The organism is Pseudomonas sp. NPDC087336 (assembly GCF_044744285.1).
In the GTDB taxonomy this organism is placed as follows: Bacteria; Pseudomonadota; Gammaproteobacteria; order Pseudomonadales; family Pseudomonadaceae; genus Aquipseudomonas.
Map to the genome: position 1 here is coordinate 16,636 of NZ_JBIUYA010000018.1, position 18,271 is coordinate 34,906.

At 60.1% G+C, this 18,271-nt stretch carries 17 protein-coding genes; 14 read left to right on the forward strand and 3 right to left on the reverse strand.

Translation table 11 applies throughout. The features are described 5' to 3' along the window. Positions 1–873 (forward strand): LysR substrate-binding domain-containing protein, encoded by an 873-nt coding sequence (locus ACIO0C_RS18750; protein ID WP_401314598.1) that lies wholly within the window; start codon positions 1–3, stop codon positions 871–873. An 86-nt stretch (positions 874–959) separates the two neighbouring features. Then, positions 960–1,787, forward strand: a complete 828-nt coding sequence (gene phnX / locus ACIO0C_RS18755; RefSeq protein WP_401314451.1) for a phosphonoacetaldehyde hydrolase — start codon at positions 960–962, stop codon at positions 1,785–1,787. A gap of 74 nt (positions 1,788–1,861) precedes the next feature. Here the strand turns inward: phnX and ACIO0C_RS18760 are convergent, their stop codons facing one another. Further along, a complete protein-coding gene (locus ACIO0C_RS18760; protein ID WP_401314452.1) occupies positions 1,862–2,806 on the reverse strand; it encodes a DMT family transporter in 945 nt (314 codons plus the stop codon). A gap of 90 nt (positions 2,807–2,896) precedes the next feature. Between ACIO0C_RS18760 and ACIO0C_RS18765 the strand changes: the two genes are divergently transcribed. The 3 genes from ACIO0C_RS18765 (at position 2,897) to ACIO0C_RS18775 (ending at position 4,602) form a co-directional block, all read left to right on the forward strand. Then, positions 2,897–3,832 carry a LysR substrate-binding domain-containing protein gene (locus ACIO0C_RS18765; RefSeq protein ID WP_401314454.1) on the forward strand — a complete coding sequence of 312 codons (936 nt, stop codon included), beginning with the start codon at positions 2,897–2,899 and terminating at the stop codon, positions 3,830–3,832. Positions 3,833–4,058: 226 nt separating this feature from the next. Further along, on the forward strand, positions 4,059–4,496 hold the full coding sequence (locus ACIO0C_RS18770) for a GntR family transcriptional regulator (RefSeq protein ID WP_401314456.1): 438 nt from the start codon (positions 4,059–4,061) through the stop codon (positions 4,494–4,496). Then, positions 4,450–4,602, forward strand: a complete 153-nt coding sequence (locus ACIO0C_RS18775; RefSeq protein ID WP_401314458.1) for a hypothetical protein — start codon at positions 4,450–4,452, stop codon at positions 4,600–4,602. The genes ACIO0C_RS18770 and ACIO0C_RS18775 overlap by 47 nt, the downstream gene beginning before the upstream one ends. A gap of 22 nt (positions 4,603–4,624) precedes the next feature. On the opposite strand, the gene ACIO0C_RS18780 is transcribed toward ACIO0C_RS18775, so the two are convergent. Beyond that, a complete protein-coding gene (locus tag ACIO0C_RS18780) occupies positions 4,625–5,242 on the reverse strand; it encodes a TetR/AcrR family transcriptional regulator (protein ID WP_401314460.1) in 618 nt (205 codons plus the stop codon). Positions 5,243–5,358: 116 nt separating this feature from the next. On the opposite strand from ACIO0C_RS18780, the gene ACIO0C_RS18785 reads away from it, so the two are divergent. From ACIO0C_RS18785 to ACIO0C_RS18825, 9 genes are all read left to right on the forward strand, one after another. Beyond that, entirely contained in the window at positions 5,359–6,108 is a 750-nt protein-coding gene (locus tag ACIO0C_RS18785; RefSeq protein ID WP_401314461.1) for an SDR family NAD(P)-dependent oxidoreductase, read from the forward strand. Beyond that, positions 6,101–6,859, forward strand: a complete 759-nt coding sequence (locus tag ACIO0C_RS18790) for an SDR family oxidoreductase (protein WP_401314463.1) — start codon at positions 6,101–6,103, stop codon at positions 6,857–6,859. Before ACIO0C_RS18785 ends, ACIO0C_RS18790 begins: the two co-directional genes overlap by 8 nt. A 170-nt stretch (positions 6,860–7,029) precedes the next feature. Then, positions 7,030–9,105, forward strand: a complete 2,076-nt coding sequence (locus tag ACIO0C_RS18795; protein ID WP_401314465.1) for a hydantoinase/oxoprolinase family protein — start codon at positions 7,030–7,032, stop codon at positions 9,103–9,105. A gap of 29 nt (positions 9,106–9,134) precedes the next feature. After that, positions 9,135–10,802, forward strand: coding sequence for a hydantoinase B/oxoprolinase family protein (locus ACIO0C_RS18800; protein WP_401314467.1), 1,668 nt, complete (start codon positions 9,135–9,137; stop codon positions 10,800–10,802). Continuing rightward, positions 10,802–12,004, forward strand: coding sequence for an aminotransferase class I/II-fold pyridoxal phosphate-dependent enzyme (locus ACIO0C_RS18805; protein WP_401314468.1), 1,203 nt, complete (start codon positions 10,802–10,804; stop codon positions 12,002–12,004). The genes ACIO0C_RS18800 and ACIO0C_RS18805 overlap by 1 nt, the downstream gene beginning before the upstream one ends. 35 nt (positions 12,005–12,039) lie before the next feature. Continuing rightward, a complete protein-coding gene (locus tag ACIO0C_RS18810; RefSeq protein WP_401314470.1) occupies positions 12,040–12,852 on the forward strand; it encodes an NAD-dependent epimerase/dehydratase family protein in 813 nt (270 codons plus the stop codon). A 33-nt stretch (positions 12,853–12,885) separates the two neighbouring features. Next, positions 12,886–14,082 carry an NAD(P)/FAD-dependent oxidoreductase gene (locus tag ACIO0C_RS18815; RefSeq protein WP_401314472.1) on the forward strand — a complete coding sequence of 399 codons (1,197 nt, stop codon included), beginning with the start codon at positions 12,886–12,888 and terminating at the stop codon, positions 14,080–14,082. Positions 14,083–14,107: 25 nt separating this feature from the next. Continuing rightward, positions 14,108–15,796, forward strand: a complete 1,689-nt coding sequence (locus tag ACIO0C_RS18820; protein WP_401314474.1) for a thiamine pyrophosphate-binding protein — start codon at positions 14,108–14,110, stop codon at positions 15,794–15,796. Between the two features lie 69 nt (positions 15,797–15,865). After that, positions 15,866–17,317 (forward strand): NAD-dependent succinate-semialdehyde dehydrogenase, encoded by a 1,452-nt coding sequence (locus ACIO0C_RS18825; RefSeq protein WP_401314476.1) that lies wholly within the window; start codon positions 15,866–15,868, stop codon positions 17,315–17,317. A gap of 24 nt (positions 17,318–17,341) precedes the next feature. On the opposite strand, the gene ACIO0C_RS18830 is transcribed toward ACIO0C_RS18825, so the two are convergent. Beyond that, positions 17,342–18,067 (reverse strand): FadR/GntR family transcriptional regulator, encoded by a 726-nt coding sequence (locus ACIO0C_RS18830; protein ID WP_077182907.1) that lies wholly within the window; start codon positions 18,065–18,067, stop codon positions 17,342–17,344. Between the last annotated feature and the right edge of the window lie 204 nt (positions 18,068–18,271).

Sequence of the window (18,271 nt, forward strand, 5' to 3'; positions counted from 1 at the left end):
ATGTACCAGTACCACAAGTGGCTACGTTCCTTTCACGCGGTGGCCAAGACCGGCAGTTTCACCTTGGCCGCCGAGTATCTGAGCGTGGGGCAGCCAACGGTCAGCGAGCAGGTCACGGCGCTGGAAAAGAAGTTTTCGGTGGAGCTCTTTCATCGACGCGGCCGCATCGTCGAGATGAGCTCGGCGGGGTACAAGTTGTATGCCATTACCCAGGGTCTCTTCGGTCAAGAGGACGAAGCCGTGCAACTTCTACAGAGCTTCAAGCAACGTAAAACCGGGATGTTGCGCCTGGGTGCCGTCTCGCCGCCCATTGCAATGAACCTGACGTATGAGTTGATGCAGCGCCATCCGGACATTGAGTTGGAAACATCATTCTCGCCGGAAAAAGAGACCCTGGACCGCCTGTTCAATTTCGATATCGATGTGGCCATCCTGGCGCTGTCCGAATTCGACCAGCGTTTTGATACGCAGCTTTACCGGCGTTATCCAATCATCGCCGTCGTGCGCGACGATCACCCCTGGGCTGCGCAGAAGCAGGTGCATGTGGAGCAGATCAGCGATGAGAAGTGGGTGCTTCGGGAAAAAAGCTCCCGTACTCGCCAACTGGTGGAGGAGAGCTGCCATCGCCTCGATGTTGCCGTGAACTGCGTCATGCAGTTGAACAGCCGCGAAGCCATCGTTCACGCCATCGCCAAAGGAATCGGCATCGGTTTCGTATCGGCTGTCGAATACGCCGAAACGCCGGGTACAAAGCCCATCACCTTTGTCGATCATCCGTTCTTTATTGATTACCACCTGTGTTGCCTGGGTATTCGTAGGAACCGACCGATGATCGCCGAGCTGTTTGATTCCAGTCCGATCCCGGCCACCTGATTCCCAGATCCGTATCAAGCCTCAATAACCTTACCTCCTGGCGACAGGAGGGACGGGCATCCCTTACCCAAAAATGGAGACTCACCATGCATTACAAGCAACCTTCCCAACTGCAAGCCGTGGTTCTGGACTGGGCGGGCACCGTCGTTGATTTCGGTTCATTCGCACCGACGCAGATTTTCGTCGAAGCCTTTGCCGAGTTCGGCGTCGCGGTGTCCCTGCAAGAAGCCCGCGGGCCGATGGGCATGGGCAAGTGGGACCACATCCGCACGCTGTGCAACGAGCCGCAGATTGCCGACCGCTACCATGCCGTGTTCGGCCGGTTGCCAACCGATGATGATGTCACCGCCCTCTACGAGCGCTTCATGCCGCTGCAGATCGAGAAGATCGCGCTGCACTCGGCGCTGATTCCCGGTGCGCTCGAGACCATCAACGGCTTGCGCGACAAGGGTCTGAAAATCGGCTCCTGCTCCGGCTACCCGGCCGTGGTCATGGAAAAAGTCGTGGAGCTGGCGCGCAAGAACGGCTATGTCACCGACCACGTGGTGGCGACCGACGAAGTGCCCAACGGGCGCCCGCACCCGGCTCAAGCCTTGGCCAACGTCATCGCGCTGGGCATCAGCGACGTCGCCGCCTGCGTGAAGGTCGATGACACCTGGCCGGGCATTCTCGAAGGGCGCAGCGCGGGCATGTGGACGGTGGCGTTGACCTGCTCCGGCAACGCACTGGGCCTGACCTATGACCAATACAAAATACTGTCAGCCGACGAGCTGAGCGAAGAACGAGCACGAATTACCGAGATGTTCGAAGGTTCGCGCCCGCACTACCTGATCGACACCATCGTCGATTTGCCGGCAGTCATTGAAGACATCAATGCTCGCCTTGCTCGCGGCGAGGTGCCTCAATCCTGCTGATGGTTTGAGTTTTACAGCTACCGGCCTGTTTTTGCGTGCCAGGGGCAGGCAGGTAGCGATTGTGGCTGCAGCGGCTAGGGTTCAGCATGTTTCACCGGGACCACACGGTGACGCTTCGCCGCCCAGACCACGCCACCCACCAGCAACACGATCGAGGTGACCTCCATCAAACCAGGCACCCGCTGGCTGAATAGAAAACCGTAGACACAGGCAAACAGCGTTTCGAACACGATCATCTGGCCGCTCAACGATGTGGCCATTCGACGCGAGCAGGCATTCCACAGCCCATTGGCCAGCCACGAACCACACAGTGCAAGGAACAGGCAGACCCACAGCAACGCCATCCAGCGGCTGTTTTCAACCTGAGCGGGCACCAGGTTCGGGAACAGCATCAAGGCGGCGATGCCGAACACGACCGCCACGATGCCCGTCACGATGCCCAGCAGTGTCGACCATTCGCTGCTGTTGAAATGGCTTTGCTTGAGATAACGGGCATTATGGGTGGCGTACCACGACCAACAGACAACCCCGCTGAAGCCGCAGGCCAGGCCCAGCAACTGGGTCGAAAGTGACGTACCCGCCGCCCGCGCGCCTGAGTGTTCCAGACTGACCGATACGATGCCCAGGAATACCAGCAACAGGGGCAGCTTGAGCTTTGTCAGGGGCAGGGACCCTGCATCACGACGCCCCAGAAAGGTAATGGCGACCGGCATCATGCCGTTGATAAGGGCCGCCGCCGTTACACCGCTCAGTTGTACGGAAGCGCCCAACAGCGCGTAGTTCAGGATGTTTCCGGTCAATGACAGACGCAGCAGCATGAAGACGTCGTTGCGCGTCAATCGGCCGAGCAAGCGGGATGCAATGGGCAAAGCCAAGAGCAGAGAGATCAGTCCATAGAGGGCAAACCGCACACTGCTGATCAGTACGGCATTGAATTCGGGCAGCAACGAAGGGCTGATAATCACCCCACCCCAGATGGCGCCTGCCAATATCGCAAATACAATCCCACTGTTCATCATCTCGGCTCTGACAGGCTATTTAGCGGCATTCTAGCCATGCTATATAAGCGCCACCTGCGATAAAAAGTGGGTCACCCATTCCGCATAGGAATGTCGGTGTGCAGTCGCCTAGCCAGGAGAATCCTCATCAACCGTTACCTGCGTACCTTGCCCCCCTTGGAGACCCTGATCACGTTTGAGGCCGTGGGGCGGCATAAAAGCTTCACGGGCGCCGCTGGCGAACTGTTCCTGACCCAGAGCGCCGTGAGCAAACAGATGCGCCAACTCGAGGACTGCATGGGCGTTGCGCTGTTCGAGCGCAAACCACGGGGTGTCACCTTGACCGGCGCAGCAGAGGAGCTGCTGATGACGGTCAACATGCTGCTTACCACGATGTACCAGAGCGTCACGCGAATTCGCAATGTCCATCAATCCAACGCCGTCTCGGTGCTGGCGACCCATGCCCTGGCCCAGTTCTGGTTGTTCCCCAAGTTGATCGAATTCAACAAGGCGTACCCCGACATCGCCGTGCACGTTCACGCGATCAACGAGTTCGACGAGGCCAGCCTGAATGATTTCGACGTGGGCATTCTCTATGGTTCCGGTCAATGGCCCTCGCTGGACAGCGATTTCCTGCTGCCGGAAATCGTCTATGCCGTGGCGCATCCTTCACTGGATGTCTCGGGGATCAAGACCTTGGAGCAGTTGTCGCAAGCCAACCTGGTGCAGATCGACACCTGCGCCTGGCAATGCCTGGACTGGCGCCAATGGTTTGGCCACTTTGGCATTGACTATGTAGCGCGGGACAAAGCCCCGGTCTTCAACCAGCTGACATTGGCCTATCGTGCCGTCCAGCAAGGCATGGGCATTGGCCTTGCGTGGACGTTCATGGCTGATGAGGCACTGGCCAAGGGAGAACTGCAGCGGGTGACACCTTTTGAATGCGTGACAGGCAATGGTGAATTCCTTGTGTCGCTCAAGCATCGCAAGCGCTCTGCTTCTGCCGAGATCTTTCGTCAGTGGCTCCTCGGGTCGATGGGCGATTGACTGCGCTAAGCGAATGCAGGGTGAAGGACGTGAGCATTTTTGGCCGATTTCTGACTGTCAGACGAGAGGCAGACAACGACGGATTCTGTTGAAAAAGTCGGATTTTCATAGCACCTGAACTCAGGCACGACCACCACCGAAGAACCTACTCACCACATTGAATGGTTTCTCGGCCCTTCGTTGACCTTTGCTGCGTTGTTATTGGGTTAGTTTGAGGTTATTTGGCTTGCGCAAGCAGATTCTCACGCTGAAGTTGAAGCCCGGCGCCCCGCTGGACGAGGTGTCCCTTGCTGCCCAGTTCGGGCTGTCACGTTCGCCGGTGCGGGATGCCCAGGCACGTCTGGTCACCGAGGGACTGGTGACGATGCTGCCGAACCGCACCACACTGGTCACCACCTTCGAGATCGAAGAATTTCCCAACTACATTGCTGCGCTCGACTTGATCCAGCGTGCGGTCACCCGTCTTGCTGCATTGCAGCGCACCGATGAAGACCTGCGGCGTATTGGGATGGCGAGGCCGCCTATCATGGCATCCCTTTCTGGCGCCGATTTCCAGGCCATGACCGAGCTCAACAAGAACCTGCACATGGAAATCGAGCCCCGCTGGCTCTTCGGGTATGGGCCGAGATCATGGGGAAATCGTCGAGGCGATTGCCGCCCGTGACGCCGATACCGCCGAACAGGCTGCCCACGAGCACACAATGCTGTTCCAGCGCAGGTTCCTGGACTACATGCAGCAGAACCTGACTTCGCGTATGCGTGTGGGTTGATAAAGCTGATCGACCCTGATGCTTATGCCTTGAGCGCCGAGTCTTTGCCGCAGTTGACGATTCCCACGACAAAGTGAGTCAGGGCATCCGACAGTTTTTGTTCCGGGAGTTGTGTGCTCTGCCAGAGGGATTGTCCGTACAGCATCCCGATGACGGCCTCTGTAATGAGTCCGGTGCGGTCGCTGATGCAGCCACTCTCACCCCGTTCCGCGGCGATGATCGCTCTCAGCAGGGCGGCATAACTGCTCTTGAGCAGATTGATTTCCCGCTGTTGCTCATCGGTCAAATTGACAAATTCACGTGTCACCAGCACCAGACGGTGCTTCTCTGCGAGATTGAACGCCACGAATGCCTGCACAAAGCGCTGCAGGCGATCTCGGTGATTCCTGGCGCCGCGCATACGACGCTTGGTAACGGCCAACAGGTCAGATACCGCGCCTTCAATCAGTTCGAACAACAAGCACTGTTTGTTCTCGAAATGCGCGTACAGCGAGCCAGCGTGCAGCCCCAGTTGCCCTGCAAGGTCGCGCAGGCCTATGGCCTGGTAACCGCGCGTCGCAAAGAGTTCCAGCGCCACATCGAGAAGACGGTCACGGGCACTGCCGGGTAAGGATTTCGGGTAGATACTGGCCGCAGGCATGGTGCTGTCCTGTGTGCTTGGGCTGGGGTACTTGCCGACCATTGCCGGGCAAATTGGGTTTGACCAAATGTAAGACAACAGGCATCTTACGTAAAGACTAATCGCGGAGGTGTTTTATGGATGGGCAAACGGTCGTAATCGTCGGTGGCGCTTCGGGTCTGGGGTTGGAAACGGCCAAGCTGATGCGTCAGCGCGGGGCAGCGAAAATCGGCATCATTGACAGAAATGAGCAGTTGATGGCCGCCGCGGCAGAGGTGCTTCGCGCCGAGGGTTGCGAAGTGGCCACGGCGGTCGGCGATATCTCCCGGCAGGAATCAGCCCGCGGCGCTTTCCAGCAAATCGTCGATGCGCTGGGGCGCGTACATTGCCTGGTCAACAGCGCCGCGATTTATCCGCGCAAGGACATCTTTGAGATCACGGACGAGGAGTGGGATCTGGAAAACGCGGTGAACATCAAGGGCACTTACCACATGATGGTCGCCGCGGTGAAACACATGCAGGCCTACGTGGCGGCACCTGCCGTGACCGGCCGCATCGTCAATGTCACCTCGGTCGACGCGTTCAAGGCTCATCCGCAGAACGCCCACTACGCCGCGACCAAGGCCGCCGTTGTCAGTCTGACCAAATCCTTTGCCCAGGCCTGCGCCAAGGACCAGATCCTGGTCAATTCGGTGGCGCCTGCCGGTTTCGCTACCGAGCGCGCAAAGCAGTTGGGCTTCCTCGGTGAGCTGGCGGCGGCCAACCCGCTGGGCCGCGCAGCCGAGCCGGCCGAGATTGCCGAATGGATCGTCATGATGGGTAGCAGTCGCAACAGCTATGCCACCGGTGAAAACGTGATCGTCAGCGGAGGCTACATCTATGCCTGATTCACTAGCGGTGCCGGCGATCTACCGTCGGGCGCTGGTCACGGGCGCCACCAGCGGTATCGGCAAGGCCGTGGTCCTGGCATTGCGCGATGCTGGTCTGCAGGTGATTGCCGTCGGTCGCAGTCCTGAGGCGTTGGCCGAGTTGCGTTCGGAGCCGGGCGTGACGGTGATCGAGGCCGATGTGCGGCAGGTCGATGCGTTCACCGACATCCTGGCGCGCTACCCGGTGGATGTGCTGGTCAACAACGCTGGAGTCTTGTCCACCCGGTCCTCGTTCCAGGAAATGGATCCGGCGGAAATCGACAACATGTTCGATATCAATCTGAAGGCGCCATTGCACCTGGCACGCAAGGCATTGCCCGGCATGATCGAGCGTGGCCATGGTCATCTATTCTTTATTGGTTCCAGTGCCGGACGTGCACCGCATCCCGGGGCAGCGGTCTATGGTGCGTCCAAGGCGGGCATCAGCCTGTTCTGCGATGCATTGCGCTGTGACTTGCTCGGCAGTGGGGTGCGCGTGACGGAAATCGCCCCCGGGAGAGTCCAGACGCAACTGTACAAAACCGCCATGGGGATGGAGGCCGCTGGCGCCGAGCTGTACGACGGGTATGAGTCGATCATGCCGCAAGATATTGCGACCTTGCTGTTGGCAGCCTTGAGCCTGCCTCAGCAAGTGGATGTGTCTCGCCTGGAGGTCTTCCCGACCTCTCAAGCGGTAGGCGGTGGACGTATGGTCAAGACCAAGGGTTGATGACCGGGAGCCGGGATTTCATCGATCCCGGCCGACACTTTTATCAGTGTCTGAAGCAACCGAATACCGAGTGACAATGCTTGACTGCCTGTAAGACAACATATAACTTACATTTCAAGCGGGCTTGATTGCCTCTTGTCATGAAATCAGGAATTTCAGGGGATACGACGATGACTGCTACTTCATGCCGGGTCGGCGTGGACATAGGTGGGACCTTTACCGATATCGCGCTTGATGTAGGCGGGGTATTGCACTCAACCAAAATTCTTACCGACTATGAGCTGCCAGAGCGCGCCATTCTCACCGGTGTGAAAAGTGTCATCGAGGCCGCCGGCCTGAAGCTGTCCGACATTGATCAACTGATTCACGGCACCACCCTGGCCACCAACGCACTGATTGAGCGGCGTGGGGCCAGGACTGCATTCATCACCACCGAAGGTTTTCGCGACACGCTGGAAATGCGCACCGAAAACCGCTTCGAACAGTACGACATCAACATCACCCTGCCACCGCCGCTGATCGAGCGTGAACACCGCTACACCTTGCGCGAGCGCCTGGATGTGCACGGTGACGTGCTGATCGCCCCTGAACAATCCGATATCGATGCACTGGTCGAGCGAGTCGCCGAAGGCAACTACGAGAGCATCGCGGTCGGCCTGATTCACAGTTACGTCAACGGTGCCCACGAACGCCTGTTGCGCGATGCCTTGCAGCGCCGCTTGCCCCATGTCTCGGTGTCGATTTCCAGCGAAGTCTCTCCACAGATGCGCGAGTTCGAGCGCTTCAATACCGTCTGCGCCAACGCCTACGTCAAGCCACTGATCAAGTCCTACCTGGACCGCCTGGTGGTGACCCTCAAGCAGTCCGGTGCCGATTGCCCGGTGTTCATGATCCACTCCGGCGGCGGCATTATCTCGGTACAGAGCGCCGCAGAATTCCCCGTGCGGCTGGTCGAATCCGGCCCGGCTGGTGGTGCGATTTTCGCCGCCGACATTGCTCGTAAATACTCGCTGGATTCGGTGGTTTCCTTCGACATGGGCGGTACCACGGCGAAGATTTGCCTGATCGAAAACCAGGTGCCCAAGACCGCCAAGACCTTTGAAGTGGCACGCACTTATCGCTTCAAGAAAGGCAGCGGCATGCCGATCTCGATCCCGGTGGTGGAAATGGTCGAGATCGGTGCCGGCGGCGGCTCGATTGCCAGCATCGACAGCATGCGCCAGATCCGCGTTGGCCCGCACAGCGCGGGTTCCGAACCGGGGCCGGCCTGTTACGGACGCGGTGGCCAGGAGCCGACCATCACTGATGCCAACCTGTTGCTGGGGCGTCTCGATCCAGACAACTTCGCCGGTGGCGCAATGCGCCTGTCCATCGATAACGCCGCTTCGGCTACCGCGCGAGTCATCGGTGCGCCGCTGAACATGGAAGCGGTTACCGCGGCCTACGGCGTGTGTGAAGTGGTCGATGAGAACATGGCCAACGCCGGGCGTGTGCATGCCGTGGAGAGCGGAAAGGACATCGCCGAATACACCATGATCACCTTCGGTGGCGGTGGTCCGCTGCACGCCGCGCGCCTGTGCGAAAAAATGGGCGTGTCGCGCTTCCTCGTACCTGCAGGTGCTGGTGTCGGATCGGCTATCGGCTTCTTACGTGCACCATTCGGCTATGAGGCCGTACGCAGCGCTTTTGTGCGTCTTTCTGAATTCGATGCGCCACAGGTCAATGCCCTGATTGACGACATGAAGGCCGAGTCCATCGGTTTCCTGCGCCAGGGTATGCCTGAAGGCGAGCCTGAACTGGAGTGCACGGCGTTCATGCGTTATGTCGGCCAGGGCTGGGAGATTCCTGTTTCCCTGCCATTCAAGCCCTTCAGCAGCAGTGACACCGTAGAGTTCAAGGCCCTTTTCGAAGCGGCCTACACCCAGTTCTTCGGGCGCCCGATCGAAGGCCCGGATATCGAGATCGTCAGTTGGTCGGTCAAGGCCAGCTCGCCGCTGTTGCCGGTGCAGCCCGTCCAGCAGATCAGCGCTTCGCATCGTGCCCACGAGGTTTCGCGTCGAGAAGTCTTCGACGTTGTCAGCGGTGGTTTTGTCGATGCTGGCATCTTCCAGCGCGAGGAGTTGCAACCCGGTGCCCGGGTTGATGGCCCGGCCATCATCGCCGAGCGCGAAACGTCGACCTTCGTGTCGTCCTCCTTCACCGCCACGGTCCAGCCTGACGGCTGCCTGCTGGTTGTTCGACGCTAAGCGTCACTTGCATAGAAGGCGATTTTCCCATGAGCGATACCTTGATCGATATTCAAATGCAGGTGATGTGGAATCGCCTGATTTCGGTGGTTGAGGAGCAAGCCCTGACGCTGATCCGCACCGCGTTCTCCACCAGCGTGCGTGAAGCCGGCGACTTGTCCGCCGGCGTCTTCGACCGTGCAGGCAACATGCTTGCCCAAGCGGTAACGGGCACCCCGGGACACGTCAACACCATGGCCGAGGCGGTGGTGCATTTCATCAACGACATTGGCCAGGACAACATCTTCGAAGGCGATGTCTACGTGACCAACGACCCGTGGAAGGGCACGGGTCACCTGCACGACATCACCATCGTTTCGCCCTCGTTCTACAAGGGCAAGCTGATCGGCTACTTCGCCAGCACGGCCCACGTGGTCGACATCGGCGGCCGTGGTTTTGGTCCGGACGCCCGTGAGGTCTACGAAGAGGGCCTGTTCATCCCGATCATGAAGTTGTTCGAGCGTGGCAAGGTCAACCGCGACCTGATCAACATCCTGCGCAACAACGTGCGCGAGAACGATCGGGTGGTCGGTGACTTCTACGCGCTGTCGGCCTGCAACGAAACCGGCCACAAACGCCTGCTCAGCATGCTCGAAGAGTTCCGCCTGGACGACCTGGAGCACATCGGCAGCTTCATTCTGGATCACAGTCGCCGGGCCACGCTGGAGAGCTTCAAGTCGTTGCCCCACGGCACCTACCAGAACAGCATGACCCTGGACGGCTACGACGTCCCGGTGACCTTGTCGGTGACGCTGACGGTCGGGCCGGACGGCATCCTGACTGATTTCAACGGCACTTCCGGCATGAGTCAGTTCGGTATCAACGTACCGCTGGGCTATGCCAAGGCCTACGCCTGCTATGGCCTCAAGTGCATCGTCGCGCCCGAGATCCCGAACAATTCCGCGTCCCTGGCGCCGTTCGATGTGGTGGCGCCCGAGGGGTGCATCCTCAATGCCAAGCACCCGGCACCGGTATCGGTGCGCCACGTGCTCGGTCACTTCGTGCCTGACCTCGTGCTGGGGGCGCTGCACAAATGCCTGCACGGCCAGGTGCCGGCCGAGGGCGCCAGTGCGCTGTGGAACCTGCACCTGAGTGTCCGTCCGCTGGAAAGCAATCCGGATGGGCGAAATGCCGAGATGCTGATGTTCAACAGCGGTGGCATGGGTGCCCGCGCAGCGAAGGATGGCTTGAGCGCCACGGCGTTCCCCAGCGGTGTGCACACCATGCCGGTCGAGGCCACCGAGCATGCCGGGCCGGTCATTGTCTGGCGCAAAGAGCTACGCAATGGTTCCGGCGGCGCCGGTCAGTTGCGCGGTGGCTTGGGGCAGGAGATCGAAGTGTCCGCTGCCGAGGGTTACTCGTTCCGCTTCAGCGCCATGTTTGACCGCATTCTCTATCCCGCTCGTGGTCTTGAGGGCGGCAAGGAAGGCGCCAAGGGGTATGTCGGCCTGGACGACGGCACGCTGTTGCGCGGCAAGGGCCAGCAGTTCGTGCCTGCGGATCGACGCCTGATTCTCAGCTTGCCGGGCGGCGGGGGGTACGGCGATCCGCGCCAGCGCCCTCGTGAAGAGGTCGAGCGTGACCTGCGCTTTGGCTACATCAGTGCTGAACAAGCGCGTGACGATTATGGCTATGAAGCAGGGCAGGGGACCAAGTGATGGAATTTCAAAGTTCGCGGGTCAGAACGGTCAAGAGTTCACCCAGTATGGCAGTGTCGGTGCTGGCCAAGAAAATGCTCGCTCAAGGCGAGCCGGTGATCAACCTCAGTTTGGGTGAGCCGGATTTCAACACCCCGGCCCACGTCATCGACGCGGCCCACCAGGCGATGCTTGACGGCAACAACCACTACACCGCGCCCAACGGCTACGAAGTGCTGCGCCAGGCCATCGTCGACAAGTTCGCCCGCGAAAACGACCTGAACTATGGCCTGGACGAAATCTGCGTGGCCAACGGCGCCAAACAGCTGTTGTTCAATGCTTTCCTGGCAACCCTGGAACCGGGCGACGAAGTCATCACGCCTGCCCCGTATTGGGTGTCCTACACCGATATGGTGTTGCTCAACGGTGGCGTGCCGAAGGTCATTCCCTGCGGTTCCGAGTACGGTTTCAAGCTCGATGCCGCACGGCTTGAAGCGGCTATCACGCCGAAGACGCGCTGGCTGATGCTCAACTCGCCGAACAATCCCTGCGGTGCGATTTACAGCCGGGAAGAGTTCGCGGCGCTGGGCGCCGTGTTGCAAAAGCACCCACGGGTCCTGGTGATCTCCGATGAAATCTACGAGCACATCATTCTCGGCGACAAGCCCTTTGTCCCGTTCGTGACCGCATGCCCTGAACTGCGCGAGCGCACCCTGCTGATCAATGGGGTGTCCAAGGCCTACGCCATGACGGGCTATCGCCTGGGTTATGCCGCGGGTCCGAAAGAACTGATCGTGGCGATGAACAAAACCCAGTCACAGACTACAACCTGCCCTTCGGCCATCTCGCAGTTGGCCGCCGCGGCAGCCTTGAGCGGTCCGCAGGACTTCGTGCGTGACGCCAATCGCGAGTACCAGGCACGAGGCGCCATGGTCGTCGAAGGCCTGGCGGCGATCGAGGGGCTGGAATTGCAGATGCCGGAAGGGGCGTTCTACGCCTTCCCGAAATGCTCGGCCTTTATCGGCAAGCGTACGCCCGATGGGCAAGTGATCGAGAGCGATACCGACCTCTCCAGCTATTTGCTGCAGGTCGGCAAGGTCGCCACGGTTCCGGGTTCTGCTTTCGGTCTTGAGCCGTACATTCGCCTGTCTTTCGCAACGTCCCGGCAACAGCTGGGGCAGGCCATCGTGCAGATGCGCGATGCGCTGGCCCTGTTGGTTTGAGTGTTGCAGTCACTGACTAATTCGAGATTGATCTGATGAGCAAGCCTTTCAAACGACTGTTGATTACCGGTGCGGCCGGCCGCTTGGGCAAGGTCTTGCGCGAGCACCTGCGGGACTTCGCCGATGAGCTGCGCCTGACCGATATCGCGGACATGGGCTCGGCGGCACCGCACGAGCAACTGGTGCGCTGCGACCTGGGCAATCTGGCCGATGTACTGCCGCTCGCCGAGGGCGTCGATGCAATCATCCACGCCGGCGGTGTGCCGCTGGAAAACACCTTCGCCTCGATCCTCAACGGCAATATCGTCGGCACCTACAACATCTACGAAGCCGCGCGTCAGCATGGTGTGAAGCGGGTGATCTACACCAGTTCCAACCATGCCATCGGTTTTTACGACCGTACTGAAACCATCGACTCCACCGTCGCGCATCGCCCCGACAGCCTGTACGGCGTGAGCAAATGCTTTGCCGAGGACCTGGGTCGCTATTACTGGGACAAGTTCGGTGTCGAGTCGGTAAACCTGCGCATTGGTTCCTCGTTCGAGGAGCCGTTGGACCGGCGCATGCTGGCGACCTGGTTGTCGTTCGCCGACTTTGCCCAGCTGGTGGAGCGCTCGCTGACCGCGCCGCGGGTTGCGCACATGATCGTCTACGGCATGTCGGCCAACCGTGAATCGCTGTGGGACAACCGTACGGCCTCCTCGATTGGCTACGTGCCAAAGGACAGTGCCGACGATTACCGGAAAAAAATAGAAGCGAAATTCCCGCCCCTGGATCCCAATGAGCCGGCCGCGCGCTACCACGGTGGCAATTTTGCCGGTGCCGGCCATTTCGAAGATCCGAAGTAACGTTTCCCCATCGAATTCTCAGAGGTCCGAACCATGGCTTCGACAGCTACAAAGCAACACTACGACGTGGTGATCGTAGGCGGCGCGGTAAACGGCAGTGCCACGGCTTATTTCCTGGCCAACAACCCGGACTTCACCGGCTCGGTGCTGGTCATCGAGCGTGACTGGACCTATGCGCAATCGGCCACGGCGCTTTCCAGTAGCTCGATTCGCGTGCAGTTTTCCAACCCGATCAATATTCAGATTTCCCGGTTTGGTGCGCAGTTCATCCGGGATTTCCCGCAACTGATGGAGGTCAATGGCGACAAGCCTGACCTCGCTTTCAAGGAAAACGGCTATCTGTTCCTGGCCGACCAAAAAGGCTTCGACGTGCTCAAGCGTCTGCACCAGACCCAGCTGAACAACGGTGCCAACGTGACCTTGATGGACACCGACGCGCTGACCCAACGATTCCCCTGGGTCAATCCCGACAGCTTGGCCGGCGGTACCTATGGCGAGAAGGATGAAGGCTGGTTCGACAACTACGGCATCATGAACGGCTTTCGCAAGAAGGCGCGCTCGCTGGGCGTGGAGTATATCGAGAACGAAGTGGTCGAGGTCTTGCGCAAGGGCGATCTGGTCACCGGCGTGACCCTGGCCAGTGGCGAGCGCATCATCTGTGATTACCTGGTCAACACCGCCGGCACCCGCGGGCCCACGGTGGCAAAAATGGCTGGCTTGCAGATTCCGGTCGAGCCGCGTCGCCGCTCGCTTTTCGTTTTCGACTGCCACACACCATTGCAGGGTGTGGTGCCCCTGACGATCGATCCGACCGGTGTGTTTTTCCGCCCGGAGGGGCATCTGTACCTCGGTGGTACTTATCCAAAAGTCGATCCCGAAGTCGATTTCGATGACTTTGAGGTGCTGCACGACGAGTTCGACGAAGAGGTCTGGCCGATCCTCGCCGAGCGAGTGCCGGCGTTTGAGGCGATCAAGGTGGTCAACTCCTGGGCCGGGCACTATGACTTCTGCGTGCTGGATCACAATGCAATCGTCGGACCGCACAACGAAGTGCGCAACTTCCTCTTCTGCAATGGCTTCAGCGGTCATGGCCTGCAACAGGCGCCCGCGATTGGTCGCGGCCTGAGTGAGCTGATCACCTACGGCCAATACCGCAGCCTGGACCTGAGTGCGCTGTCTTACGAGCGCGTGGTGGAAAACCGTCCCTTTTTGGAAGACTCGGTCATCTGACCGCGTGGCCTGATGGAGAACAACGATGACTAATAACAATTCCACGGCGACCCGCACAGGCGGTCAGGTGCTGGTCGATGCATTGCGCATCAACGGCGTCGAGCGTGCTTTCTGTGTGCCCGGCGAAAGCTATCTGGCCGTGCTCGATGCACTGCATGATGCCAAGGACGACATCGAACTGATCGTCTGCCGTCAGGAAGGCGGGGCGGCTTACATGGCCGAGGCTTACGGCAAGCTGACAGGCAAGCCGGGCATCTGTTTCGTGACCCGCGGCCCAGGCGCAACCAATGCGTCGGTGGGCGTGCACACGGCGTTTCAGGATTCCACGCCGATGATCCTGTTCATCGGCCAGGTCGCCCGGGATCAGGTCGAGCGCGAAGCCTTCCAGGAAATCGACTATCGCCGCATGTTTGGCCAGATGGCCAAGTGGGTGGTCGAAGTCGACGACGCCGCGCGTTTGCCGGAGCTGCTCAGCCAGGCCTTCCATCGCGCCACCAACGGTCGACCGGGTCCGGTCGTCGTGGCGCTGCCGGAAGACATGCTCACCGATCTTGTGGATGTCGCAGATGCCGGCCCTGCGCAGATCATCGAGCCGGCTGCTTCGCCGGCTTCGCTCGAACAGCTGCAGAGCCTGATAGGCCAGGCACAGCGGCCGCTGGTGGTGTTGGGCGGTGGCGGTTGGAGTTGCGAGGCGGTTGCAAACATTCGCGTGTTTATCGAGAAGCAGAATCTGCCAGTCGCGGCGTCGTTCCGCTGCCAGGATCTGTTCAACAATACGCTACCCAACTACGCTGGTGACCTGGGGTTGGCGGCGGGGCCCGAGCTGGTCGAGGCAGTCAAGAATTCGGACCTGTTGCTGGTGATCGGCGCGCGTCTGGGCGAGATGACCACGGGCGGCTATTCGCTGGTGAATATCCCGGTGCCGAAGCAAAAGCTGGTTCACGTCCACAGCGGGATTGAAGAGCTGGGGCGGGTGTATCAACCCACCCTGGCGATCAACGCCGGGATGAAAACCTTCGCGGCGCAGGTGGCGGCCTTGCCAGCGGTCAACCCGCAAGGGCTGGCTGACTGGACGGCGCAACTCAACCGCGGCTACCGCGCCAACTTCGACTGCCCGGCCTCGCCGGGGCCAGTGCAAATGAGCGAGGTGATCGCCTGGCTCAATGATCGCCTGCCCCACGACAGCATCATCACCTGCGGTGCGGGCAATTACACCGGTTGGGTGCATCGCGGCTATCAACACCGCAGCTTCCGTACGCTGCTGGGCCCCACCAACGGCTCGATGGGGTACGGGGTGCCCGCAGCCGTGGCGGCCAAGATCACTGCGCCCGGGCGTGCGGTGGTGGCATTTGCCGGCGATGGCTGTTTCCTCATGAACGGCCAGGAGCTGGCGACGGCCGCCAACTACGACGCCCGTCTGGTGGTGATCGTGGTCAACAACGGCATGTACGGCACCATCCGCATGCACCAGGAGCGCAGCTATCCGGGTCGCGTTTCTGGTACCGAACTGCACAACCCGGATTTCGCCATGCTGGCCCGATCCTACGGCTTCCATGCCGAGACGGTGGTGGCGACCGAGCAGTTCGCCGAGGCCTTCGAGCGGTGTGTCGCTTCGCAGAAACCGGCCTTGATCGAGATTCAGGTCGATCCGGAGGCGCTGACGCCTCGAATGACCCTGAGCCAGATACGCGAAAAAGCCCTCGCTTCGCGCTGATTGACCTCGGGCGGGACGGATTGATCGTCCCGCCTTTTTTTTGCCTTCAATTTATACGAGCGCCTCATCATGAGACTTGCCGATCCTGAACTGCTGCGTGAATTTTGCTACATCGATGGTCAATGGGTGGCGGCTGATAATGGCCAAACCATCGAGGTTGCCAACCCGGCCACCGCTGAAGTGATCGGGCGTGTACCGCGCATGGGCGCCAGTGAAACCCGCCGGGCGATCAACGCCGCCCAGGCCGCGCTGCCCGCCTGGCGTGCACTCACGGCCAAGGAACGGGCTGCTCGGCTGCACGCCTGGTTTCGCGAAATCATGAACCATCAGCAAGACCTTGCGCAGATCATGACCGCCGAACAAGGCAAGCCACTGGCAGAGGCCCGGGGCGAAATTGCCTTCGCTGCCGCTTACGTGGAGTGGTACGCAGAGGAGGGCAAGCGCATCTATGGCGATGTAATCCCGTCGCCCAATGCTGGCCGACGGCTGATCGTGACCAAGGAACCCATTGGTGTCTGCGCTGCAATCACGCCGTGGAACTTCCCGGCGGCGATGATTACTCGCAAAGCTGCGCCGGCATTGGCAGCCGGATGTACCTTGGTGCTCAAGCCGGCCTCACAAACGCCGTTCAGTGCGCTTGCACTCTGTGTGCTGGCGGAGCGGGCGGGCATTCCCCGGGGTGTGCTGAGCGTGGTCACGGGAGATTCCGGCGCCATCGGTGGCGAGCTGACCTCCAGTCCCATCGTGCGCAAGCTTTCATTCACCGGCTCCACGCCGATTGGCATCAAGCTGCTTGAGCAATGCGCCGCCACGGTCAAGAAAGTCACCATGGAGCTGGGGGGCAACGCGCCTTTCATTGTGTTTGATGATGCGGATCTCGACGCCGCGGTCGAAGGCGCGGTGATCGCTAAATTCCGTAATGCGGGCCAGACCTGTGTGTGTGCGAACCGCTTCTTCATCCAGGATGGTATCTACGATCGATTCGTCGAGAAGTTTGCCGCGCGGATCAAAGGGCTGGTCGTGGGCGAGGGCACTCAGGCGGGCATCGAAGTCGGGCCGATGATCGACGCCAAGGCGCTGGCCGGTGTCGAGGCCTTGGTAGTCGAGGCCCGGGAGGCCGGAGCGCGGGTGGTGGCAGGCGGCAAGCGTCACGCCTTGGGTGGCGCCTTCTACGAGCCGACCCTGTTGGCCGATGTGACGGTCGATATGCGTGTGGCTCAGGAAGAAATCTTCGGTCCAGTGGCGCCCTTGTTCCGCTTTAGCAGCGAGAGCGAGGTGGTCGCCCTGGCCAACGATACGGAATTCGGCCTGGCCTGCTACGTCTACGCCCGTGACCTGGGGTGTGTGTGGCGGGTGTCGGAGGCGCTGGAGTACGGAATGGTCGGTGTAAACGTGGGTGTGCTGGCCACGGAAGTTGCGCCATTCGGAGGTGTCAAATCTTCTGGCCTGGGGCGCGAAGGATCGCGTTACGGTATCGAGGACTATGTCGAGATCAAATACCTGTGCCTGGGGCTTGGCTGAGCAGGTGCAACAGCAGAGCGGAGATCACTCTCCGCTCTGTACCAGGCGCTGATAGCGCGAAAGGCTTTCTTCAAGGTGCTTGCGCAGTGCGTTGCGGGCACCGTTGATGTCGCCCATGGTGATCGCCGAAAGAATCGCGCCGTGTTCCCGGCCGATTTTCTTGATGTGTGCCTGGCGGCTTTTGCCTGTGGATTGCCCGTGCTTGAGGTGCAGGTCGAAAATGATGTCCGGCCCTAATGCCTCTAGCAGCTGGGTGAAATGTGGGTTGTTAGTGGCGCGGGCGATGGCCAGGTGAAACTCGAAATCGGCCTTGGCTTCTTCTTCGAGGTCGGTGCCATCAAGGGCATTGAAGCGATCGAAAGCCTGGGTGATGTCGGCCATGCTGGTGGGGCTGCGGCGTTCGGCGGCCCGGGCAACGGACTCGGTTTCAATGCCCAGGCGCAATTCCAGGATCTGGGCGGCGGCGCGGACATCGTCCACGGCGGTGCTGAGTGCATAGCCGATGCGCTTTACGTCCTGCTCCACCACAAACACGCCCACGCCTTGGCGTGCGATCAGGCGACCGCCCAGGCGCAGCGAAGCGACGGCCTCGCGGATTACCGGTCGGCTGACGTTGAATTCTTTGCACAGCGCCTGCTCGGAAGGCAGCTTTTCACCAGGGCCGTAGGTGCCGATATCAATACGGTTAGACAGTTCACGAATCACTGTTTCTGCAAGATTTTCCCTGCGCGTGCCAGTCGTCGCGTCCATTTATGTTGCTCCTGAAACTGAATGCTCATCTCGGAAGATGAAGGGTTATACAGCGCGGTGGACCTCGTCAAATCAATGCAAAGTCTCTGTTTCTTTCGCCAATTAGCCGATGTTCCGGCCGGTTTACCGCTGCCCATATGTTATCAAACAACTGACCTCACATGGTGCGAGCGTCCCATTTTAGCGAGGAATGTGCGTCGGATA